This window comes from Burkholderia pseudomultivorans, from assembly GCF_902499075.1.
Lineage (GTDB): Bacteria > Pseudomonadota > Gammaproteobacteria > Burkholderiales > Burkholderiaceae > Burkholderia > Burkholderia pseudomultivorans.
The window spans coordinates 1-16,675 of sequence record NZ_CABVPP010000096.1 but is presented as its reverse complement, the minus strand read 5'-3'; the positions used below and the strand labels follow the sequence as shown (position 1 = coordinate 16,675).

16 protein-coding genes are annotated in these 16,675 nt (G+C 67.0%); 12 read left to right on the top strand and 4 right to left on the bottom strand.

What is annotated here, in order from left to right; all coding sequences use genetic code 11:
• Positions 1-72 precede the first annotated feature (72 nt).
• Positions 73-990, bottom strand: coding sequence for a LysR family transcriptional regulator (locus tag BST28156_RS33355; RefSeq protein WP_060247113.1), 918 nt, complete (start codon positions 988-990; stop codon positions 73-75).
• Positions 991-1,322: 332 nt separating this feature from the next.
• Here BST28156_RS33355 and fae point away from each other — a divergent pair, with 332 nt between their 5' ends.
• The 7 genes from fae to BST28156_RS33320 all read left to right on the top strand — a co-directional run bounded on the left by fae (position 1,323) and on the right by BST28156_RS33320 (position 7,305).
• A complete protein-coding gene (gene fae / locus BST28156_RS33350) occupies positions 1,323-1,847 on the top strand; it encodes a formaldehyde-activating enzyme (RefSeq protein ID WP_040130553.1) in 525 nt (174 codons plus the stop codon).
• A gap of 40 nt (positions 1,848-1,887) precedes the next feature.
• Entirely contained in the window at positions 1,888-2,910 is a 1,023-nt protein-coding gene (locus BST28156_RS33345) for an aldo/keto reductase (protein WP_174904465.1), read from the top strand.
• A gap of 14 nt (positions 2,911-2,924) precedes the next feature.
• Positions 2,925-4,376, top strand: a complete 1,452-nt coding sequence (locus BST28156_RS33340) for an NAD-dependent succinate-semialdehyde dehydrogenase (protein ID WP_174904464.1) — start codon at positions 2,925-2,927, stop codon at positions 4,374-4,376.
• A gap of 165 nt (positions 4,377-4,541) precedes the next feature.
• Positions 4,542-5,876 carry an MFS transporter gene (locus tag BST28156_RS33335; protein WP_254596487.1) on the top strand — a complete coding sequence of 445 codons (1,335 nt, stop codon included), beginning with the start codon at positions 4,542-4,544 and terminating at the stop codon, positions 5,874-5,876.
• Between the two features lie 222 nt (positions 5,877-6,098).
• A complete protein-coding gene (locus BST28156_RS33330; RefSeq protein ID WP_254596485.1) occupies positions 6,099-6,566 on the top strand; it encodes a hypothetical protein in 468 nt (155 codons plus the stop codon).
• A 65-nt stretch (positions 6,567-6,631) separates the two neighbouring features.
• Positions 6,632-6,904 (top strand): hypothetical protein, encoded by a 273-nt coding sequence (locus BST28156_RS33325; RefSeq protein WP_174904462.1) that lies wholly within the window; start codon positions 6,632-6,634, stop codon positions 6,902-6,904.
• A gap of 47 nt (positions 6,905-6,951) precedes the next feature.
• Positions 6,952-7,305, top strand: coding sequence for a hypothetical protein (locus BST28156_RS33320; protein WP_174904461.1), 354 nt, complete (start codon positions 6,952-6,954; stop codon positions 7,303-7,305).
• 273 nt (positions 7,306-7,578) lie between these two features.
• On the opposite strand, the gene BST28156_RS33315 is transcribed toward BST28156_RS33320, so the two are convergent.
• The 3 genes from BST28156_RS33315 to BST28156_RS33305 all read right to left on the bottom strand — a co-directional run bounded on the left by BST28156_RS33315 (position 7,579) and on the right by BST28156_RS33305 (position 9,330).
• Entirely contained in the window at positions 7,579-7,878 is a 300-nt protein-coding gene (locus BST28156_RS33315) for a type II toxin-antitoxin system RelE/ParE family toxin (RefSeq protein WP_060111968.1), read from the bottom strand.
• Positions 7,875-8,132, bottom strand: coding sequence for a type II toxin-antitoxin system ParD family antitoxin (locus tag BST28156_RS33310; protein ID WP_174904467.1), 258 nt, complete (start codon positions 8,130-8,132; stop codon positions 7,875-7,877). The genes BST28156_RS33315 and BST28156_RS33310 overlap by 4 nt, the downstream gene beginning before the upstream one ends.
• A 322-nt stretch (positions 8,133-8,454) precedes the next feature.
• The gene (locus tag BST28156_RS33305; protein WP_060247123.1) at positions 8,455-9,330 is read right to left on the bottom strand and encodes a LysR substrate-binding domain-containing protein; all 876 of its coding nucleotides are present in this window, start codon (positions 9,328-9,330) and stop codon (positions 8,455-8,457) included.
• A 227-nt stretch (positions 9,331-9,557) separates the two neighbouring features.
• On the opposite strand from BST28156_RS33305, the gene BST28156_RS33300 reads away from it, so the two are divergent.
• The 5 genes from BST28156_RS33300 to BST28156_RS33280 all read left to right on the top strand — a co-directional run bounded on the left by BST28156_RS33300 (position 9,558) and on the right by BST28156_RS33280 (position 16,517).
• Positions 9,558-10,496: a LysR substrate-binding domain-containing protein gene (locus tag BST28156_RS33300; protein WP_174904466.1), complete on the top strand. Its 939-nt coding sequence runs from the start codon at positions 9,558-9,560 to the stop codon at positions 10,494-10,496.
• Between the two features lie 267 nt (positions 10,497-10,763).
• Positions 10,764-12,188, top strand: a complete 1,425-nt coding sequence (gene aldA, locus BST28156_RS33295) for an aldehyde dehydrogenase (RefSeq protein ID WP_174904460.1) — start codon at positions 10,764-10,766, stop codon at positions 12,186-12,188.
• 102 nt (positions 12,189-12,290) lie between these two features.
• The gene (locus tag BST28156_RS33290; RefSeq protein ID WP_254596483.1) at positions 12,291-13,613 is read left to right on the top strand and encodes an MFS transporter; all 1,323 of its coding nucleotides are present in this window, start codon (positions 12,291-12,293) and stop codon (positions 13,611-13,613) included.
• Complete coding sequence (locus BST28156_RS33285) at positions 13,610-14,827, top strand: mandelate racemase/muconate lactonizing enzyme family protein (RefSeq protein WP_060247127.1); 1,218 nt, start codon at positions 13,610-13,612, stop codon at positions 14,825-14,827. The genes BST28156_RS33290 and BST28156_RS33285 overlap by 4 nt, the downstream gene beginning before the upstream one ends.
• Before the next feature lie 16 nt (positions 14,828-14,843).
• Positions 14,844-16,517 carry a GMC family oxidoreductase gene (locus BST28156_RS33280; RefSeq protein WP_174904458.1) on the top strand — a complete coding sequence of 558 codons (1,674 nt, stop codon included), beginning with the start codon at positions 14,844-14,846 and terminating at the stop codon, positions 16,515-16,517.
• Positions 16,518-16,675: the final 158 nt, after the last annotated feature.

The following is a 16,675-nucleotide window of genomic DNA, read 5'->3' as shown; positions in this document are numbered from 1 at the left end:
ACGGCCAATCGCATACGAAACCCTTTTAAACAGTGCCCCGGCCGTCAAAATGAGGCGCTTTTCAACAGCCTGCTAGGCGAACGCCTCGAGCGACACCCGCCGCCGCTCGTCGACCATCGCCTCGATCAGCGACACGAGATCGTCGGTCAGCGGATCGCAGATCCCCGGCGAGCGATGCAGTTCGAGATCGGCCGCCGGCAGCGGCGGAAACCCGTCCGCTTCGTCGAGCACGCGCCAGTTCTCCGGCAGCGTGCAACGATCGATCATCGTCACGGCCGCGCCGTGGTTCACCGCGATCTTGATGCCGGTCGGGCTCTGGCTCGTGTAGACGACATGAAACGGCCGGTCGATCGTCGCGAGCGCCTGCAGGCCGCGCTGCCGGTAGCAACAGGTTTCGGGAAACAGCGCGAGCGGCACCGAGGCCTGGCGGTCGAGCGCGAAATCGCGATGCGCGGCCCATACCACGTCGTGCCGGCCGAGCAAGCGCCCGCCCGCGCCCGGCCCATGCCGCACGACGAGCGCGACGTCGAGCTCGCCGGCGTGCAGCCGTTCGAGCAGTTCGAGCGACATCCGGCAATGCACGTGCAGGCGCGCGCCCGGCCGCAGCGCATAGAACGACTTCAGCAGGTCGGGCAGCCACAGCTCCGCGTAATCCTCGGGCAGCCCGAAGCGCACGATGCCGCGGTCGCTGCTGCTCTGCTTCAACGCGATGATCGCGTCGTTCTGCACCTGGATGATCCGCCGCGCGTGGATCAGGAAGTTCTCGCCGTCGCGCGACAGTTCCAGCCGCCGGCTGTTGCGCATGAACAGGTGCGTATCGAGCCGTTCCTCGAGCGTGCGGATCCGCAGGCTGATCGTCGACTGCGTGCGATGCAGTTGCCGCGCCGCCGACGTAAAGCCGCCGCTCTCGACAACCGCGACGAATGCCCGGATCAGCTCGGGATCGAGCGAACTCAGCTTCGACCAATCGGGCTTCTGAATGGCAGCCATCGGAATTACTCGCTTTCGAAAATGGAAGGGACGACGAAAGATAGGGTTCGGGGTTCGAGGTACGCCGATTGTTGTCCAAACGCCGCCGCCCCTCCAGCCCTGTCCGGGTATGACAAACCCGGAGCCGGCCCCCGTCCGTCTGCACGCCCGCATCGTCCCGCGCATCCGCGCGGCAGCCACGGTCGTCCGTCCGACGGGCGTTCCCGGGCGGGATTCAGGGCTTTCCCGGAGACGACGAAAACTCATACCCCGATCAGAAAACATCGATTCACCGGCTGCGCCGCGGCCCACCACAATCGCTTCACACCCAACCTCATCGACGAGACATCGCAATGACCGCACTGCAACCCAGACAGCTCTACATCGGCGAAGGCTTCGAAGGCCCCGGCGTCAACCTCGCGCACATCAACGTGCTGATCGGCCCGCGCAACGGCCCGGCCGGACAGGCATTCGCCACCGCGCTCGCAACGCCGTCGGCCGGCCATGCGCCGTTCGTCGTGATCGCGCAACCGGGCGTGCCGACCAAGCCGCTCACGCTGTACGTGAACAAAGCGCAGATCGACGGCGACTTCCACGGCAATGCGACCTGGGGCGCGTCGCAGGCCGGCATCGCGAAGGCGGTGGCCGAAGCGCTGGAGAACGGCACGCTGCCGCCCGAAGCGGAGAACGACTGGGTTGTCGTGTCGGCCAACTGGGTGAACCCGAAGACCGACGATCTCGACGCCGTGTTCGAGAACAACTACCGCGCGTGCCGCAATGCGATCGTCGCCGCGATGGAAGGGCTGCCGCACCGCGACGCCGTGTTCGCCGCCGCGCGCGACGTATCGAACCCGTTCTACACGCCGAAGAAAAACTGACGACGACAAGCGGCCGGCACAGGCCGCATCTGGAGGAAACATGGAATACGTCCGCCTTGGCCAGTCCGGCCTGAAGGTGTCCCGCCTGTGTCTCGGCACGATGAACATGGGCACGCCGCAATGGAAGCCGTGGATTTTCGATGAAGCGCAGAGCGAGCCGATCGTGCGCCGCGCGCTCGACGCCGGCGTCAACTTCATCGATCTCGCCGACTTCTACTCGACCGGCGTCGGCGAGGAAGTGGTCGGCCGCATCCTGAAGCGCGCCGCGCGCCGCGAGGAGCTGGTCGTGACGACCAAGGTCGGCTACGACATGGGCAGCGATCCGAACGCGGGCGGCCACTCGCGCAAGCACGTGCTCGACGGCATCGACGGCTCGCTGAAGCGCCTCGGGATGGATTACGTCGACATCTTCATGCTGCACTTCTTCGACGTGAACACGCCCGTCGAGGAAACGATGAGCGCGATGCACGACATCGTGCGTGCCGGCAAGGCGCGCTATATCGGCGTATCGACGATGTACACGTGGCAGTTCGCGAAGATCATGCAGGCCTGCGAACGCAACGGCTGGGACAAGCCGATCAACATGCAGCTGCAGCTGAACCTCGCGTATCGCGAGGAAGAGCGCGAGATGATCCCGTACTGCATCGACCAGGGCGTCGGCGTGTCGGTGTTCAGCCCGCTCGCGCGCGGCCTGCTGACCTGCGAGCCGCAGTCGACGCGCAACCAGACCGACTTCTTCACCGCGCAGATGTATGGCGACGCGTCGTCGCTCGCGATCGCCGAATCGGTCGCGAAAGTCGCGAAGCGGCGCGACGTCCCGCCCGCGCAGATCGCGCAGGCGTGGGTGCTGAGCCGTCCGGGCGTCGCGAGCATGCTGGTCGGCGCCGATTCCGTCGAGCAGTTCGACAGCGCGCTCGGCGCGCTCGAAACGCGGCTCACCGAAGACGAGCTGCACGAACTCGAACGCAACTACACGCCGTGCGACCTGATCAACGACTACACGGCCGGCAAGCGCATCGCGCGCGCGCCGCGTCCGGCGCAGGGCAGTTTCGCGGCAGACTGAAGGAACCCATCACGATGAGCGAATTTCTGAGGAGCGGCCATTACATCGGCGGCGAATGGCATGAACCGCATGCGGCGAGCGACGCCACTTATGCGGTGCTGAATCCGGCGACCGGCGAAACCATCGCGAAGGTCGCGAAAGGCGGCGCCGACGACGCGCAGCGCGCGATCGACGCGGCCGCGCACGCGTTCCCCGCATGGCGTGCGCTGACCGCGAAGGAGCGCGGCGCACGCGTGAAGCGCTGGGGCGAGCTGATGCTCGAGCACCGCGACGCGCTCGCCGAGCTGCTGACGCGCGAGCAAGGCAAGCCGCTGACCGAGGCGCGCGGCGAAGTGGCGTACGCGGCCAGTTTTCTCGAATGGTTCGCGGAAGAAGCGAAGCGCATGTACGGCGACGTGATCCCGAGCCCGAAGCCGAATGCGCAGATCGTCGTCACGCGCGAGCCGGTGGGCGTCGTCGCGGCGATCACGCCGTGGAATTTCCCGCTCGCGATGATCACGCGCAAGGCCGGCCCCGCGCTCGCGGTCGGCTGCACGATGGTGTTGAAGCCGTCCGAGGAAACGCCGCTGTCCGCGTTCGCGCTCGCGGTGCTGGCCGAGCGCGCGGGCGTGCCGGCCGGCGTGTTCAACGTGGTGTCCGGCGATGCGGTCGCGATCGGCGAGGCGCTCACGCATTCGCCGGTCGTGCGCAAGCTGTCGTTCACGGGTTCGACGCGCGTCGGCAAGCTGCTCGCGAAGCAGTCCGCCGACACGCTGAAGAAGCTGTCGCTCGAACTCGGCGGCAATGCACCGTTCATCGTGTTCGACGATGCCGATCTCGATGCGGCCGTCACGGGCGCGATCGCGTCGAAGTTCCGCAACACGGGCCAGACCTGCGTGTGCGTGAACCGCTTCCTCGTGCAGGACGGCGTGTACGACGCATTCACGCGCAAGCTCGCGGACGCCGTGAACGCGCTGCGCGTCGGCAACGCGCTGGCAGGAGAAGTCGACCAAGGCCCGCTGATCAACGATGCCGCACTCGACAAGGTCGAGCGGCACGTGGCCGACGCGACCGCCAAGGGCGCGACCGTCGTCGCCGGCGGCAAGCGCCATGCGCTCGGCGGCACGTTCTACGAACCGACCGTGCTGACCGGCATGACGCCCGACATGCTGATCGCCGAAGAGGAAACCTTCGGCCCGGTCGCCGCATGCTTTCGCTTCGCGACGGAAGAAGATGCGATCGCCGCGGCCAACGACACGCCGTTCGGACTGTCCGCGTACTTCTACACGCGCGACCTCGGCCGCGCATGGCGCGTGTCCGGCGCACTGGAAAGCGGGATGGTCGGCGTCAACGACGGGATCATCTCGACCGAAGTCGCGCCGTTCGGCGGCGTCAAGCAATCGGGGCTCGGCCGCGAAGGGTCGAAGTACGGCCTCGACGAATATGTGGAACTGAAGTACACGCTGATGGCCGGTCTCGGCCGCTGATCCCGACCGCTCCCCGCGGTCGATCCGCGCCGCGCGCCGTCCGGCCGCGCGGCGCCCCGCACGGCTTCGCAGCGGCGTTTCGCCTCCGCGCGCCGCATGCATACACACAACAATCCAGGAGGCAGCTTGACTCAAGCCAACGTTTCATCCGGCACGGCGCGCGCCCTGCCGCTTTCGCGCGGCGCCGATGCGCCGCACCGCCCCGTCGCGCTCGACGACGTGCCGCTCAATCGTTTCCACGTAAAGATCGCGGGCCTCACGTTCGGCGCGCACTTCACCGAGGGCTATACGCTCGGCACGATCGGCTACGCGCTGGCCGCGCTCGGCAAGCAGATGCCGCTCGATGCGTTCTGGATGGGGATGATCGGCAGTTCCGCGCTGATCGGCATCTTCTTCGGCAGCCTCGTGTTCGGCTGGCTGTCCGACCGAATGGGCCGGCAGAAGATCTTCCTGACAAGCTTCGTGATCATCACGGCGGCCGCGTTCGCGCAGTTCTTCGTCGGCTCGCCGCTCGAACTGTGCGTGCTGCGCGTGCTGATCGGCTTCGGGATGGGCGGCGACTTCACGGTCGGCCACGCAATCCTCGCCGAATTCTCGCCGCGCAAGCAGCGCGGCGCGCTGCTCGGCTCGTTCAGTGTGATCTGGACGATCGGCTATGTCGCCGCGAACGTGCTCGGCCTCGCATACAGCGACGTCGCACCCGACGCGTGGCGCTGGCTGCTCGCGTCGGCGGCGCTGCCGGCGCTCGTCGTGCTCGTGCTGCGAATCGGCACGCCCGAATCGCCGCGCTGGCTGCTCGGCAAGGGCCGCGAGCGCGAGGCGCGCGCGATCGTCGCGAAACATTTCGGGCCGCACGTGATGCTCGACGGCGCGATCGAGCCGCATGCGCACGGCGGCTTCGCTCGGCTGTTCCACCGCGACCTGATCCGCCGGACGGTGTTCAACTGTGCGTTCTTCGTATGCCTCGTGATTCCGTATTTCGCGATCTACACGTTCCTGCCGACGATCCTGAAGACGATCGGCCTCGCCGAAGGCTTCGGCGCCGATCTGCTGCTGAACGGCTTTCTCGTGCTCGGCGCGCTGATCGGGATCTGGCTCACGATCCGGCTGTCGCGGCGCGGCTTCCTGATCGGCTCGTTCGCGGTGACGTGCGCGTCGCTCGTCGCGCTTGCGGTGCTGCCGTCGTCGGCCGCCGTCGCGATGATCGTCGCATTCGCGATCTTCACGCTGACGATGTCGGCGTTCAGCAATCTCGTCGGCGTGTTTCCGCCCGAGTGCTTCCCGACTGAAGTGCGCGCGTGCGGCGTCGGCCTCGCGATCGCATGCAGCCGGCTCGGCTCGGCGATCGGCACGTTCCTGCTGCCGGTCGGCATCGCGACGCTCGGCTTCCACGCGACGATGTTCGCCCTCGCCGGCGTGCTGCTGATCGGGATGATCGTGTCGATCGCGTGGGCGCCGGAGACGAAGCATCTGACGCTGGAGCAGGCGTCGGGGCATTGATGGGCGTATGAGGCCGGACGCTTCGGCAGGTGTGGGCGACAGCAATAGCGATAACGGTGGCGGAAGCGCAGCGTGGTGGCGCCGAGCCGTTGTAAAAGCCGCCGCCTGCGCCGGCGCGCCGTTCGGCCTGCTGCCTGGCCGTTCGGCGGACTCGGCGGCCCGGAGGCTCGACGATATGCTGGGGCACACCCGACATTGATCCGGTCGGAGAATCGGGTCTCCGTGCTTCAGACTTCGGATACGTCCGTACTCGAACTGGGAACGATCGATCTCCTCGACAACGCTATCGCAGGACTCGGCGCGGTAATGCTATGGCGGATCGTCCGCGCGTGCGCTAAGTTGGGGATCGCCTGGATCATCACATTCGCGATAGGCGGTCGCAAAGCCGCGCCGGAACCTGATGGCCCGCGGCTTTACGGGTACTACGCATGGCCGCGATTCGGCTTCGATGCGCCGATTCCCGATCGGCATGGCGACGAAGCAGCGCTGTTCCAGTACTTCCAGGGATACCCGGTCGGTCTGGCCGACGGTTCGCTTCGATCGCTGCGCGCACTCTACGAGACGCGCTTCGGACGAGACTTCTGGCGAGTTGCCGGGTCGCATCGCTGGATGACATTCGACGTTGCGCCGCACAGAGATTCGGTGCGCACGCTGCAACGATATCTAATCGAGAAGGGGATTTACGCATGACGAAGAAGCACTGTCCGATTGCCGGCTTCCGGATCGCGAAGCCTGTCGCGAAGCGCAATCGCGCGATGAACGAGAATCGGCCCATTCGCCTCTCGGAGATACGGCAGCTCATTGGCGAACTCGTCGCGAACGGACGCCGCGACGACGGCGGGATGCCGGCCGCGCTCATGCCTGCCGCCGGGCCCGACACACAGCCGGTGCTGCCGCAAAGGAAAGTCTTCGACGTGGCGCGCATCGATCGCTCGAAGAGCACGCTGCGTGTCATCACACTCGCCGAAGCGGAGGCGAGGGGCCGCCGGGAAACGCTCGCGCACTTCGGACTCGATCCCGACCTGTAGCCGGTGCGGGCGCTGCAGAAACAGCTGATCGAAAAGAGGATTGACGAATGACCGAAAAGCACACGCCGATCACCGGCTTCCGGATCACGCGTCCCGTCACGAAGCGCGGCCGACCGACGAACGAGAATCGGCCCATTCGCCTCTCGGAGGTGCGCCGTCTCCTTGACGCACTCGTCACACGCGAACTCCATCACAGCCTCGCGCGGGTCATGCACAGCTCCGCCATCGAGCACGACGCACGGGCGGCTACCGCATCGGCCGTTCCGCGACGACGAGCCGTCTTCAACGTGGGACGCATCGATCTCTCGAAGTGCCAGTTGCCCATCTTCTCGGACGCGGAAGCGGAAGCCATGGCGCGGCGGGAAACGCTCGCGCACTTCGGACTCGACCCCGACCGGTAACCCGCCACGCGGAAAGAAGCGGCTCAGGCCGGTGACGATTTCGCCGCGCCTGCTTCGGTAACGATCGTTGACAGATCCGGAGGCGGCAAACCCGGCACGACAAACACGACCGAACCGATCCTTTTCTCCATCCGTTCAGCCGCGTCCGAAATCCGCGCCCTTACCCCCTCCTCGATCATCGATGGGCCGGGTGCAGAAGGCAGGACGCGCTGCATCCGACACGCAACGCGCGCCTTTTCTCGAACGAAAGAAGGCGGAAATCCGCCGCCCCGCTCAGAACAGAATGCTTGCGTAGTCCCGTGCGCCGTGCAGCACATGCAGCACGTCGATCTGCACGGGAGGATCGCCTTTGACCCGATAGAAAATCTGGAAATTGCCGTATCCGCGATGCCGGACGCCATAAGCTTCGAAGCGCGGCACCAGTGGAAACGCGAACGGCATCTCGGCAAGGCTCAGGCATTTTTCGCGAAGCGCCCGCACGAACGTGATCGCGCGTTGCGGATTGTCGCGCGCGATGTAATCGGCTATCAGCTCGAGTTCGGTGATCGCAAAACCGGACAGGCGCACGGTCACGCCTGACGATCCGCCTGCGCGCGATACTGCGCTTCCAGACGATCGAACACGTCCGCTGCTTCCGCGCCGCGTCCCGCGTCCGCATCGGCGAGGCTGCGCGCGATCACGGCATCGAGTGCGCTCAGCTGTGCTTCGCGATCCTGAATCAATCGCACCCCTTCGCGAAGCACTTCGCTTTTGGACCCGTAACGGCCCGACTCGACCAGCTTTGCGACGTAGCTTTCCAGCTGCGTGCCAAGGTCGGCACTGATCATGTTGCCCTCCATGCGGCGTGGATTCCGATGCGGGCAGGTTAGCCGGATTATCAACTATTATCAAGAACGGGCCCTCCTGACAGATCGGGTCTCGATATCACCCCGTTGACCGGGCGGATGGTGCGGCACGCGGATCGGATACGTTCGCCGACATGCGGCGCCGCTTTGCCTCCGTCGGCGCAGCCATTCCGGACTTCGCTGTCCGAACGCCGATCATGATCGACGATATCGCCACGTCACAAGTCGGCCCGATGGACAACGTCAGTCGCTACCCTCTGGAACCGGCCAGTCGGCACAATCGGCGAGCCACGCCCCACGCCGCCTACCCTTTCCTCGCGGCCTGCCCCCTCAACCACGCGGCAAACGCCGTCACATGCTCGAGCGCAACGCTCTCCGGCTCGACATCGAGCCAGTATCCGAACGGCCCGATCGGCTGCACCGGCGACAGCCGCACCAGGCTGCCTTCGGCGATCTCCTCCTCGATCATGTTCAGGTCGACCACCGCGAGCCCCGCGCCCTTGCGCGCCGCGCGAATCGCCTGTTCGAGCGTCGAGAACTCGATGCCGTCGCCGATCCGCGCGGCATCGACACCCGCCTGCTCGCACCAGTCGGCCCACAGCGTCAGCCGCTTGCCCTCGTGCAGCACGTGCAGCGACGGCAGCCGCCCGAGCAGCGCATCGAGCGTGTCGCCGCGATAGCGCGGCGCACCGACCAGCGCGTGCCGCTCCATCATCAGCAGCTCCGACTGCATCCCCGGCCGCGCCGCGCGGCCGAAGCGGATGTGGCAATGGCAATCGTCGGCCGGTTCCGTGCGGATCGACAGCTCGACGTCCGGCAGCGCCTCCGCGAGCGTGCCGAGCCGTGGCGAGAACCATTGCGTCGCGAAGGTCGGCGGCAGCGACACCGTCAGCCGCCGCTTCGCCCCCGGCCGCCCGGCGGCCACCTCGCCGACGCCGCGCTCGATCGTGTCGAACGCCTGCCCGACGAACGGCAGCAGGCGCTGGCCCGCTTCGGTCAGACGCACGCCCTTGTGGTCGCGCTCGAACAGCCGTACGCCGAGCGCGTCCTCGAGCAGCCGGATCTGCCGGCTCACGGCGCCCTGCGTCACGCACAGCGACACGGCCGCGCGATTGAAGCTCAGATGACGCGCGGTCTCCTCGAAAAATCGCAGCGCGATCAACGATGGCAGGCGTCGCATGATGTGTGTTCCTTGTTTCCGTCTCGCTGCCGGTCGGCCCCGCCGGCACACTTGCGGGCAGCTTTATCGCAGAAAAGCGCGCCGCGCGGCAGGCCGTGAAAACCCCGATGTCCGGCGCGGGCGGTTCCGGTCATGCCGCGCCGCCGTCGCGCCCCTCGCGTCCGGCCCGGCGGCTGCATACAATAAGCATCCCGCACCAAACGACGCCCCGCCCCGTGAGACGCAAGATGCCGGCGCTGAACGCGCTGAAAGCCTTCGAGATGGCCGGCCGCACCGGCAGCTTCACGCGTGCCGCCGAGCTGCTGAACGTGACGCAGAGCGCGGTGAGCCGCCAGGTCCGCCAGCTCGAAGGACAACTCGGCGAAACGCTGCTCGAGCGCCGCCATCACCAGCTCGAACTGACGGCGGCCGGCCGCGTGCTGCTGCGCGCGCTGCAGCAATCGTTCGACAAGATCGAGCTGACCGTGCGCAGCCTGCAGGAAAAGACCCATCTGAACCGCCTGCGCGCGAACGTGCCGCCGACCTTCGCCGCGCGCTGGCTGATGCCGCGCCTCGGCCGGCTGCGCGACGCGCATCCGGAGTTCGAGCTCAGCCTGACGACGCGCATCCACGACAGCCTCGGCGAATCGCGCGTGCTCGACTGCGCGATCCGTTTCGGCGACGGCGAATGGGACGGCTTCGACAATGCGCTGCTGATGCAGGAGCAGCACATCGCCGTCTGCGCGCCCGCGCTCTACGCACGGCTGCGACAGGACGACGCGCCGATCGACCTGAACCGCTTCACGCTGCTGCACGTGCTCGCGACCGACGACCAGCGCTACCTGACCTGGCAGCACTGGCTGAAGGCGGCCGGCATCGCCGACGTCGACACGCGCGGCGGCTACGAATTCGACCTGCTCGACCATGCGATCCGCGCCGCGATCGACGGGCTCGGGATCACGATCGCCGACCGTCATATGGTCGCGCGCGAACTGGCGACCGGGCAGCTGATGCAGGTGCTCAACGTGCACGTCGACGGCCACCAGTCGTACTGGTTCGTCACGCGCCCGGAGCAGACCAACCTGCCGCACATCGTGCAGTTCCGCGACTGGCTCCAACAGGAAGTGTGGCTCGCGAAACGTCATCTCGAACCGTCGTCGCCGCTGCCGCAGTTGCCGCTGCGCTAGGCGCGCGGAACGCCGTCCGGCGTCGCGCGACGCCGCAACGCGCGGGCTTCGGCGAAAAATTCGCGCCCACCCGACCCCGCCCTCGCCGCACCCGCCTTGCCCGGCGGGCGATTCCGGCCGCCGCTCCCAGTAACATGCGTTTTTCTCACGTTCGACACGAAAATAAGTCGTTTGTCGTGCGATAAACGCATGATCAGAATGGCTCCTGTCCCGTGCAGCGATCGCCGCCCGAAGCGATCCGCCCGCATCCATCGGAGGAGCCTCTTCATGCGCACCGAACGCAATTACGTGAACGGCCGTTTCGTCGCCCCGGAAAGCGACGCGTTCATCGTCGTCCACAATCCCGCCACCGAAGCGCCGTTCGCGCGCGTGCCCGCCGTAACGCCGGCCGACGCGCTCGCCGCCGTCGACGCCGCGGCCGCCGCGCAGAAGGCGTGGCGCAAGCTGCCGAGCGCCGAACGCGCAGCGTTCCTGCACCGGCTCGCCGACGCGCTGACCGACCACGCGCCGGCAATCGGCGCGGCGCTCGCGCAGGAATCGGGCAAGAGCGTCGAGGATGCGTCGAACGAAGCCGTCTACGCGGGCCAGATCACGCGCTATCACGCGGAATGGGCGCGCCGGATCGAGGGCGAGATCATCCCGAGCGATACGCCCGACGAGAACCTGTTCCTGCAGCGCGAGCCGATCGGCGTCGTCGCATGCCTGATCCCGTTCAATTTCCCGGTCTACACGCTGCTGCGCAAGATCGCGCCCGCACTGATCGCCGGCAACACGGTGGTCGTGCGGCCGAGCAACCACACGCCGGTGTCGGCGTTCGAGATCGCGAAGGCCGTCGACGCCGCCGGCTTCCCGCCGGGCGTCGTCAACATCCTGACGATGGACCACGCGACCGCCGAGACGCTGTGCACGCATCCGGCGATCGGCATGATTACGCTGACCGGCAGCGTGAACGCGGGCCGCAAGGTGCTCGACTACTGCAAGGCGAACATCGCGAAGCCCTCGCTCGAACTCGGCGGCAAGACGCCGGCGATCATCGAGCCCGACGCCGATCTCGAACGCGCGGCCGCCGCGCTCGTCGCGTCGAAGACCACGCACTGCGGACAGCTCTGCACGGCGATCGAGCGCGTGTACGTGCACGACAGCGTGCACGACCGCTTCGTTGCGCTGCTGAAGGACAAGATGGCGGCGGTGCGCATCGGCGACCGCGCCGAAGACGCCGCGCGGATGGGCCCGCTCGTCAGCGCATCGGCGCGCGCGCACATCCACGGGATGGTCGAACGCGCGATCGCGGCAGGCGCGACGCTCGAAACCGGCGGCGCGATTCCGGCCGGCCCCGGCTTCTTCTACCCGGCCACGCTGCTCACCGGCGTGCGGCAGGACATGGAGATCGTGCAGGAGGAAACCTTCGGCCCGATCATGCCGGTGCTGCGCTACACGACGATCGACGAAGCGATCGCATGCGCGAACGACCATCAGTTCGGCCTGTCGTCGGTGCTCTACACCGAGAACTACCGCACCGCGATGAAGGCGGCGAACGCGATCGAAGCGGGCGAGCTGTACGTCAACCGGACGCCGGCCGATCCGTACCAGGGCTTCCATGCCGGCTGGAAACGCTCGGGACTCGGCGGCGACGACGGCAAGCACGGGATGCTCGAATTCACGCAGACGCGCCTCGTCGTCATGAAGTACTGACCGGCCGCCGCGCCGTTCCCGGCGCGCGCCGCCCCTGACCCCACCCGAACATAAGAAATCTGCAGGCCTCCGCATGACGGACGCCTGATGGAGGAAGACACCATGCCGACCCAACCGTCGACACCCGCCCCGTCGCTCGCGTTGCCCGCCGACGCCCACGCGTCGCACGATTCGCGCGTGCAGCGCTATCTGCAACTGCTGCTGCTCGTGATCGCCGCGGGTGCGATCTATCCGATGCTGTACCTGCGCCAGGTGTACCAGCCGACGATGCTGCACTTCTTCCGCATCGACGACGTGCAGCTCGGCTATCTGTATTCGTCGCTCGGCACGATCTTCCTGATCAGCTACCTGCCGAGCGGCTGGCTCGCCGACCGCCTGTCGCCGCGCTGGCTGATCTGCTTCTCGTTGCTTGCGACCGGCGCGCTCGGGCTCGTCTATGCGACCGGACCGTCGTTTCACACGCTCGTGCTGATCTTCGGCGGCTGGGGGCTGACGACCGGCCTCACGTTCTGGGCCGCCGTCATCAAGCGCGTGAACATGATCGCGGGCGCCGACGAGCAGGGTCGCTTCTTCGGCCTGCTCGACGGCGGCCGCGGCCTCGTCGAGGCGCTGCTCGCGACCGTCGCGATCACGCTGTTCGCCTATGTGACGCAGACGCGCGGCGGCACCGACGCAGCCGGCTTCGCGCTCGTCGTGCATCTGTACGCGTTCTTCTGCATCGCACTCGGCGTGCTGCTCGCGTTGATCCGAGAACCGGCGCGCACCGGCGAACGCACGACGGCTACGAAGCAGCGCCGCGGCAACGTGCTGGCCGACCTGAAGACGCTCGCGGCGATTCCCGAACTGTGGCTCGTCGCGGCGATCGTGTTCTGCGGCTACCAGGTGTTCTGGGCGACCTACAGCTTCTCCGCGTATCTGCACGAAGGCAACTTCGGGCTCAGCGCGACGGCGGCCGGCTTCATCACGACGCTGAAGCTGTGGATGCGCCCGGTCGGCGGAATCGGCGGCGGCTTCCTCGGCGATCGCGTGTCGAAGGTGTCGGTCCTGTTCTGGGCGCTCGTGCTTGCCGCGCTGTCGCTGGTCGGGCTGATCGTCGCGCCGGCGCACAGCCCGCAGGCGATGCTCGTCGTGCTCGTGCTGTTCATCGGCATCCTCACCTACGCGATTCGCGGCCTGTACTGGTCGCTGCTCGACGACTGCCGGGTGCCCGGCCATTGCGCGGGCCTCGCGATCGGCCTGATCTCGGTGCTCGGCTATTCGCCCGACGTGTTCGTGCCGCTGATCAACGGCTACGTGACGCAGGCCTATCCGGGCGCACACGGCTACCAGCTCTATTTCGGCTATATCGCCGCCGTCGCGCTGTGCGGCGCGGGCGCCGCCGCGTTCCTCAAATACCGCCTCAACCGCATCCAGGAGTCCGCATGAAGATCGTTTCGCTCGAAACCCATATCGTCGCCGTGCCGCCGCCGCATGTCGGCGGGATGTACTGGATCTTCGTGAAGCTGAAGACCGACGACGGCATCGAAGGCGTCGGCGAGATCTACTCGGCGACGTTCGGCCCCGCCGCCATGGGCCCGATCATCGACGACGTGTTCGAACGCTACCTGCTGAATCACGATCCGCACCACGTCGAGCGGCTGTTCCGCCAGACGTATTCGAGCGGCTTCACGCAGCGGCCCGACCTGACGATGATGGGCGTCGTCAGCGGCCTCGAGATGGCGTGCTGGGACATCGTCGGCAAGGCGGCCGGCAAGCCCGTGTATGAACTGCTCGGCGGCAGGATTCACGACCGCCTGCGTTCGTACACGTACCTGTACCCGAAGAACGCGCGCGGCGAATACGACTACGACGATCCCGACCTCGCGGCCGAATGCGCGGCCGAGAACGTCAAGCTCGGCTTCACGGCCGTCAAGTTCGACCCGGCCGGCCCGTACACGGCCTACTCGGGCCACCAGCTGTCGCTCGAAGTGCTCGACCGCTGCGAGCTGTTCTGCCGGCGCGTGCGCGAAGCCGTCGGCAGCAAGGCCGACCTGCTGTTCGGCACGCACGGGCAGATGGTGCCGTCGTCGGCGATCCGGCTCGCGAAGCGGCTCGAGAAGTACGACCCGCTGTGGTTCGAGGAACCCGTGCCGCCGGGCCAGGAAGAAGCGATTGCGCAGGTCGCGCAGCACACGTCGATTCCGATCGCGACCGGCGAGCGCCTGACCACCAAGTACGAGTTCCACAAGCTGCTGCAGGCCGGCGGCGCGTCGATCCTGCAATTGAACGTCGCGCGCGTGGGCGGCCTGCTCGAAGCGAAGAAGATCGCGACGCTCGCCGAAGTGCACTATGCGCAGATCGCGCCGCACCTGTACAACGGGCCGGTCGGCGCGGCCGCGAGCATCCAGCTCGCGACCTGCACGCCGAACTTCCTGATCCAGGAAAGCATCATGACGTGGGGCGGTTTCCACGCGGAAGTCGTGAAGACGCCGATTCGCTGGGAAGACGGCTACATCATCCCGTCGAGCGAACCGGGTCTCGGCATCGAGCTCGACATGGACGTCGTGAAGCGGCACACGCCCTACACCGGCGAACGGCTGCACCTGCAGATGGGCGAGAAGCCCGTCGACGTGAAGGATCTTGCGCCGGCGAAAGGCTGAGCACGAAGGAAGCGACATGAGCTACGACTACATCATCGTCGGCGCGGGTTCGGCCGGCTGCATTCTCGCGAACCGCCTGAGCGAATCGGGCCGGCACTCGGTGCTGCTGCTCGAGGCGGGCGAACGCGACGCGTCGTTCTGGTTCAAGGTGCCGGTCGGTTTCACGAAGACCTACTACAACCGCCGCTACAACTGGATGTACTACAGCGAACCCGAAGCGCAGCTCGCCGATCGCAAGCTGTACTGTCCGCGCGGCAAGGTGGTCGGCGGGTCGGGCTCGATCAACGCGATGGTCTACGTGCGCGGCCAGCGCAGCGACTACGACGACTGGGCGGCCGCCGGCAATCCGGGCTGGGGGTACGACGACGTGCTGCCGTATTTCCGCAAGCTCGAGACGCATGCCGCCGGCGCGACCGATCCGCAGCATCACGGCTCGACCGGCCCGATCCACATCACGTCGATGAAGGACGACGTGCATCCGATCGTGCACGAGTTCCTGAAGGGCTGCGCGCAGCTGAACCTGCCGCGCACCGACGATTTCAACGGCGCGCAGTTCGAAGGCGCAGGCATCTACGACCTGAACACGAAGCATGGCGAGCGCTGTTCGAGCAGCTTCGCCTACCTGCGCCCCGCGCTGGGCCGCGCGAACCTCACGCTGCGCGCCGGCGTGCTGGTGCGGCGCGTGACGTTCGACGGCACGCGCGCAACGGGCGTGGTCGTCGCGGGCGAACACGGCGACGAGACGCTCGTCGCCGCGCGCGAAGTAATCCTCGCGGCCGGCGCGGTCGATACGCCGAAGCTGCTGCAACTGTCGGGCGTCGGCGATCCGGCGCTGCTCGCGCGCCATCGCGTGCCGCTCGTGCACGCACTGCCTGCCGTCGGCCGCAACCTGCAGGACCACCTGTGCGTGAGCTTCTACTTCAAGGCGAACCGGCCGACGCTGAACGACGAGATGGGCACGCTGCTCGGCAAGATGAAGATCGGGCTGCGCTACCTGCTGACGAAGCGCGGCCCGCTCGCGATGAGCGTGAACCAGGCGGGCGGCTTCTTCCGCGGCGCGGCCGGGATGCAGGAGCCGAACCTCCAGCTCTACTTCAACCCGCTGTCGTACCGGATCCCGAAGAGCGACCGCGCGAGCATCAAGCCCGAGCCGTACTCGGGCTTCCTGATCGCATTCAACCCGTGCCGGCCGACCAGCCGCGGCACGATCGAGATCGCGTCGAACCGCGCGGAAGATGCCGCGAAGATCCACATCAACGCGCTGACTACGCAGAAAGATCTGGATGAAGCCGTGCAGGGCAGCAAGGTGATCCGCGCGCTGATGAAGGCGCCGGCGCTGAAGTCGATGACGGTCGAGGAAATCTCGCCGGGGCCGCAGGTCGATTCCGACGCAGCGATGCTGCAATACTTCCGCGAGCAGTCGGGCTCGATCTATCACCTGTGCGGGTCGTGCGCGATGGGGCCCGACGCGGCGACCTCGGTCGTCGATGCGTCGCTGCGCGTGCACGGTCTGCAAGGGCTGCGCGTCGTCGATGCTTCGGTGTTCCCGAACATCACGTCGGGCAACATCAACGCGCCGACGATGATGGTCGCGGAAAAAGGTGCGGACTTGATTCTCGCCGATGCGTTGCGCGGCGACACGGCTGGCGTTCAGGCCGGTCAAGTCCAGCGGGAAACCGTCGCGCACTGACACGAAAGCAGTCAGCGCAACAAAGGGAGCCGATGAAGATCGGCTCTCTTCTTTTTAGCCGGCCGCTCCTCACGCCGGCGGGGAACCTGTCCGCATTTTTGTGGGCGAGGCGGTTGAACAACGCGTTATCCACGCGCCTGCGTAAATCGCTCTCCGAA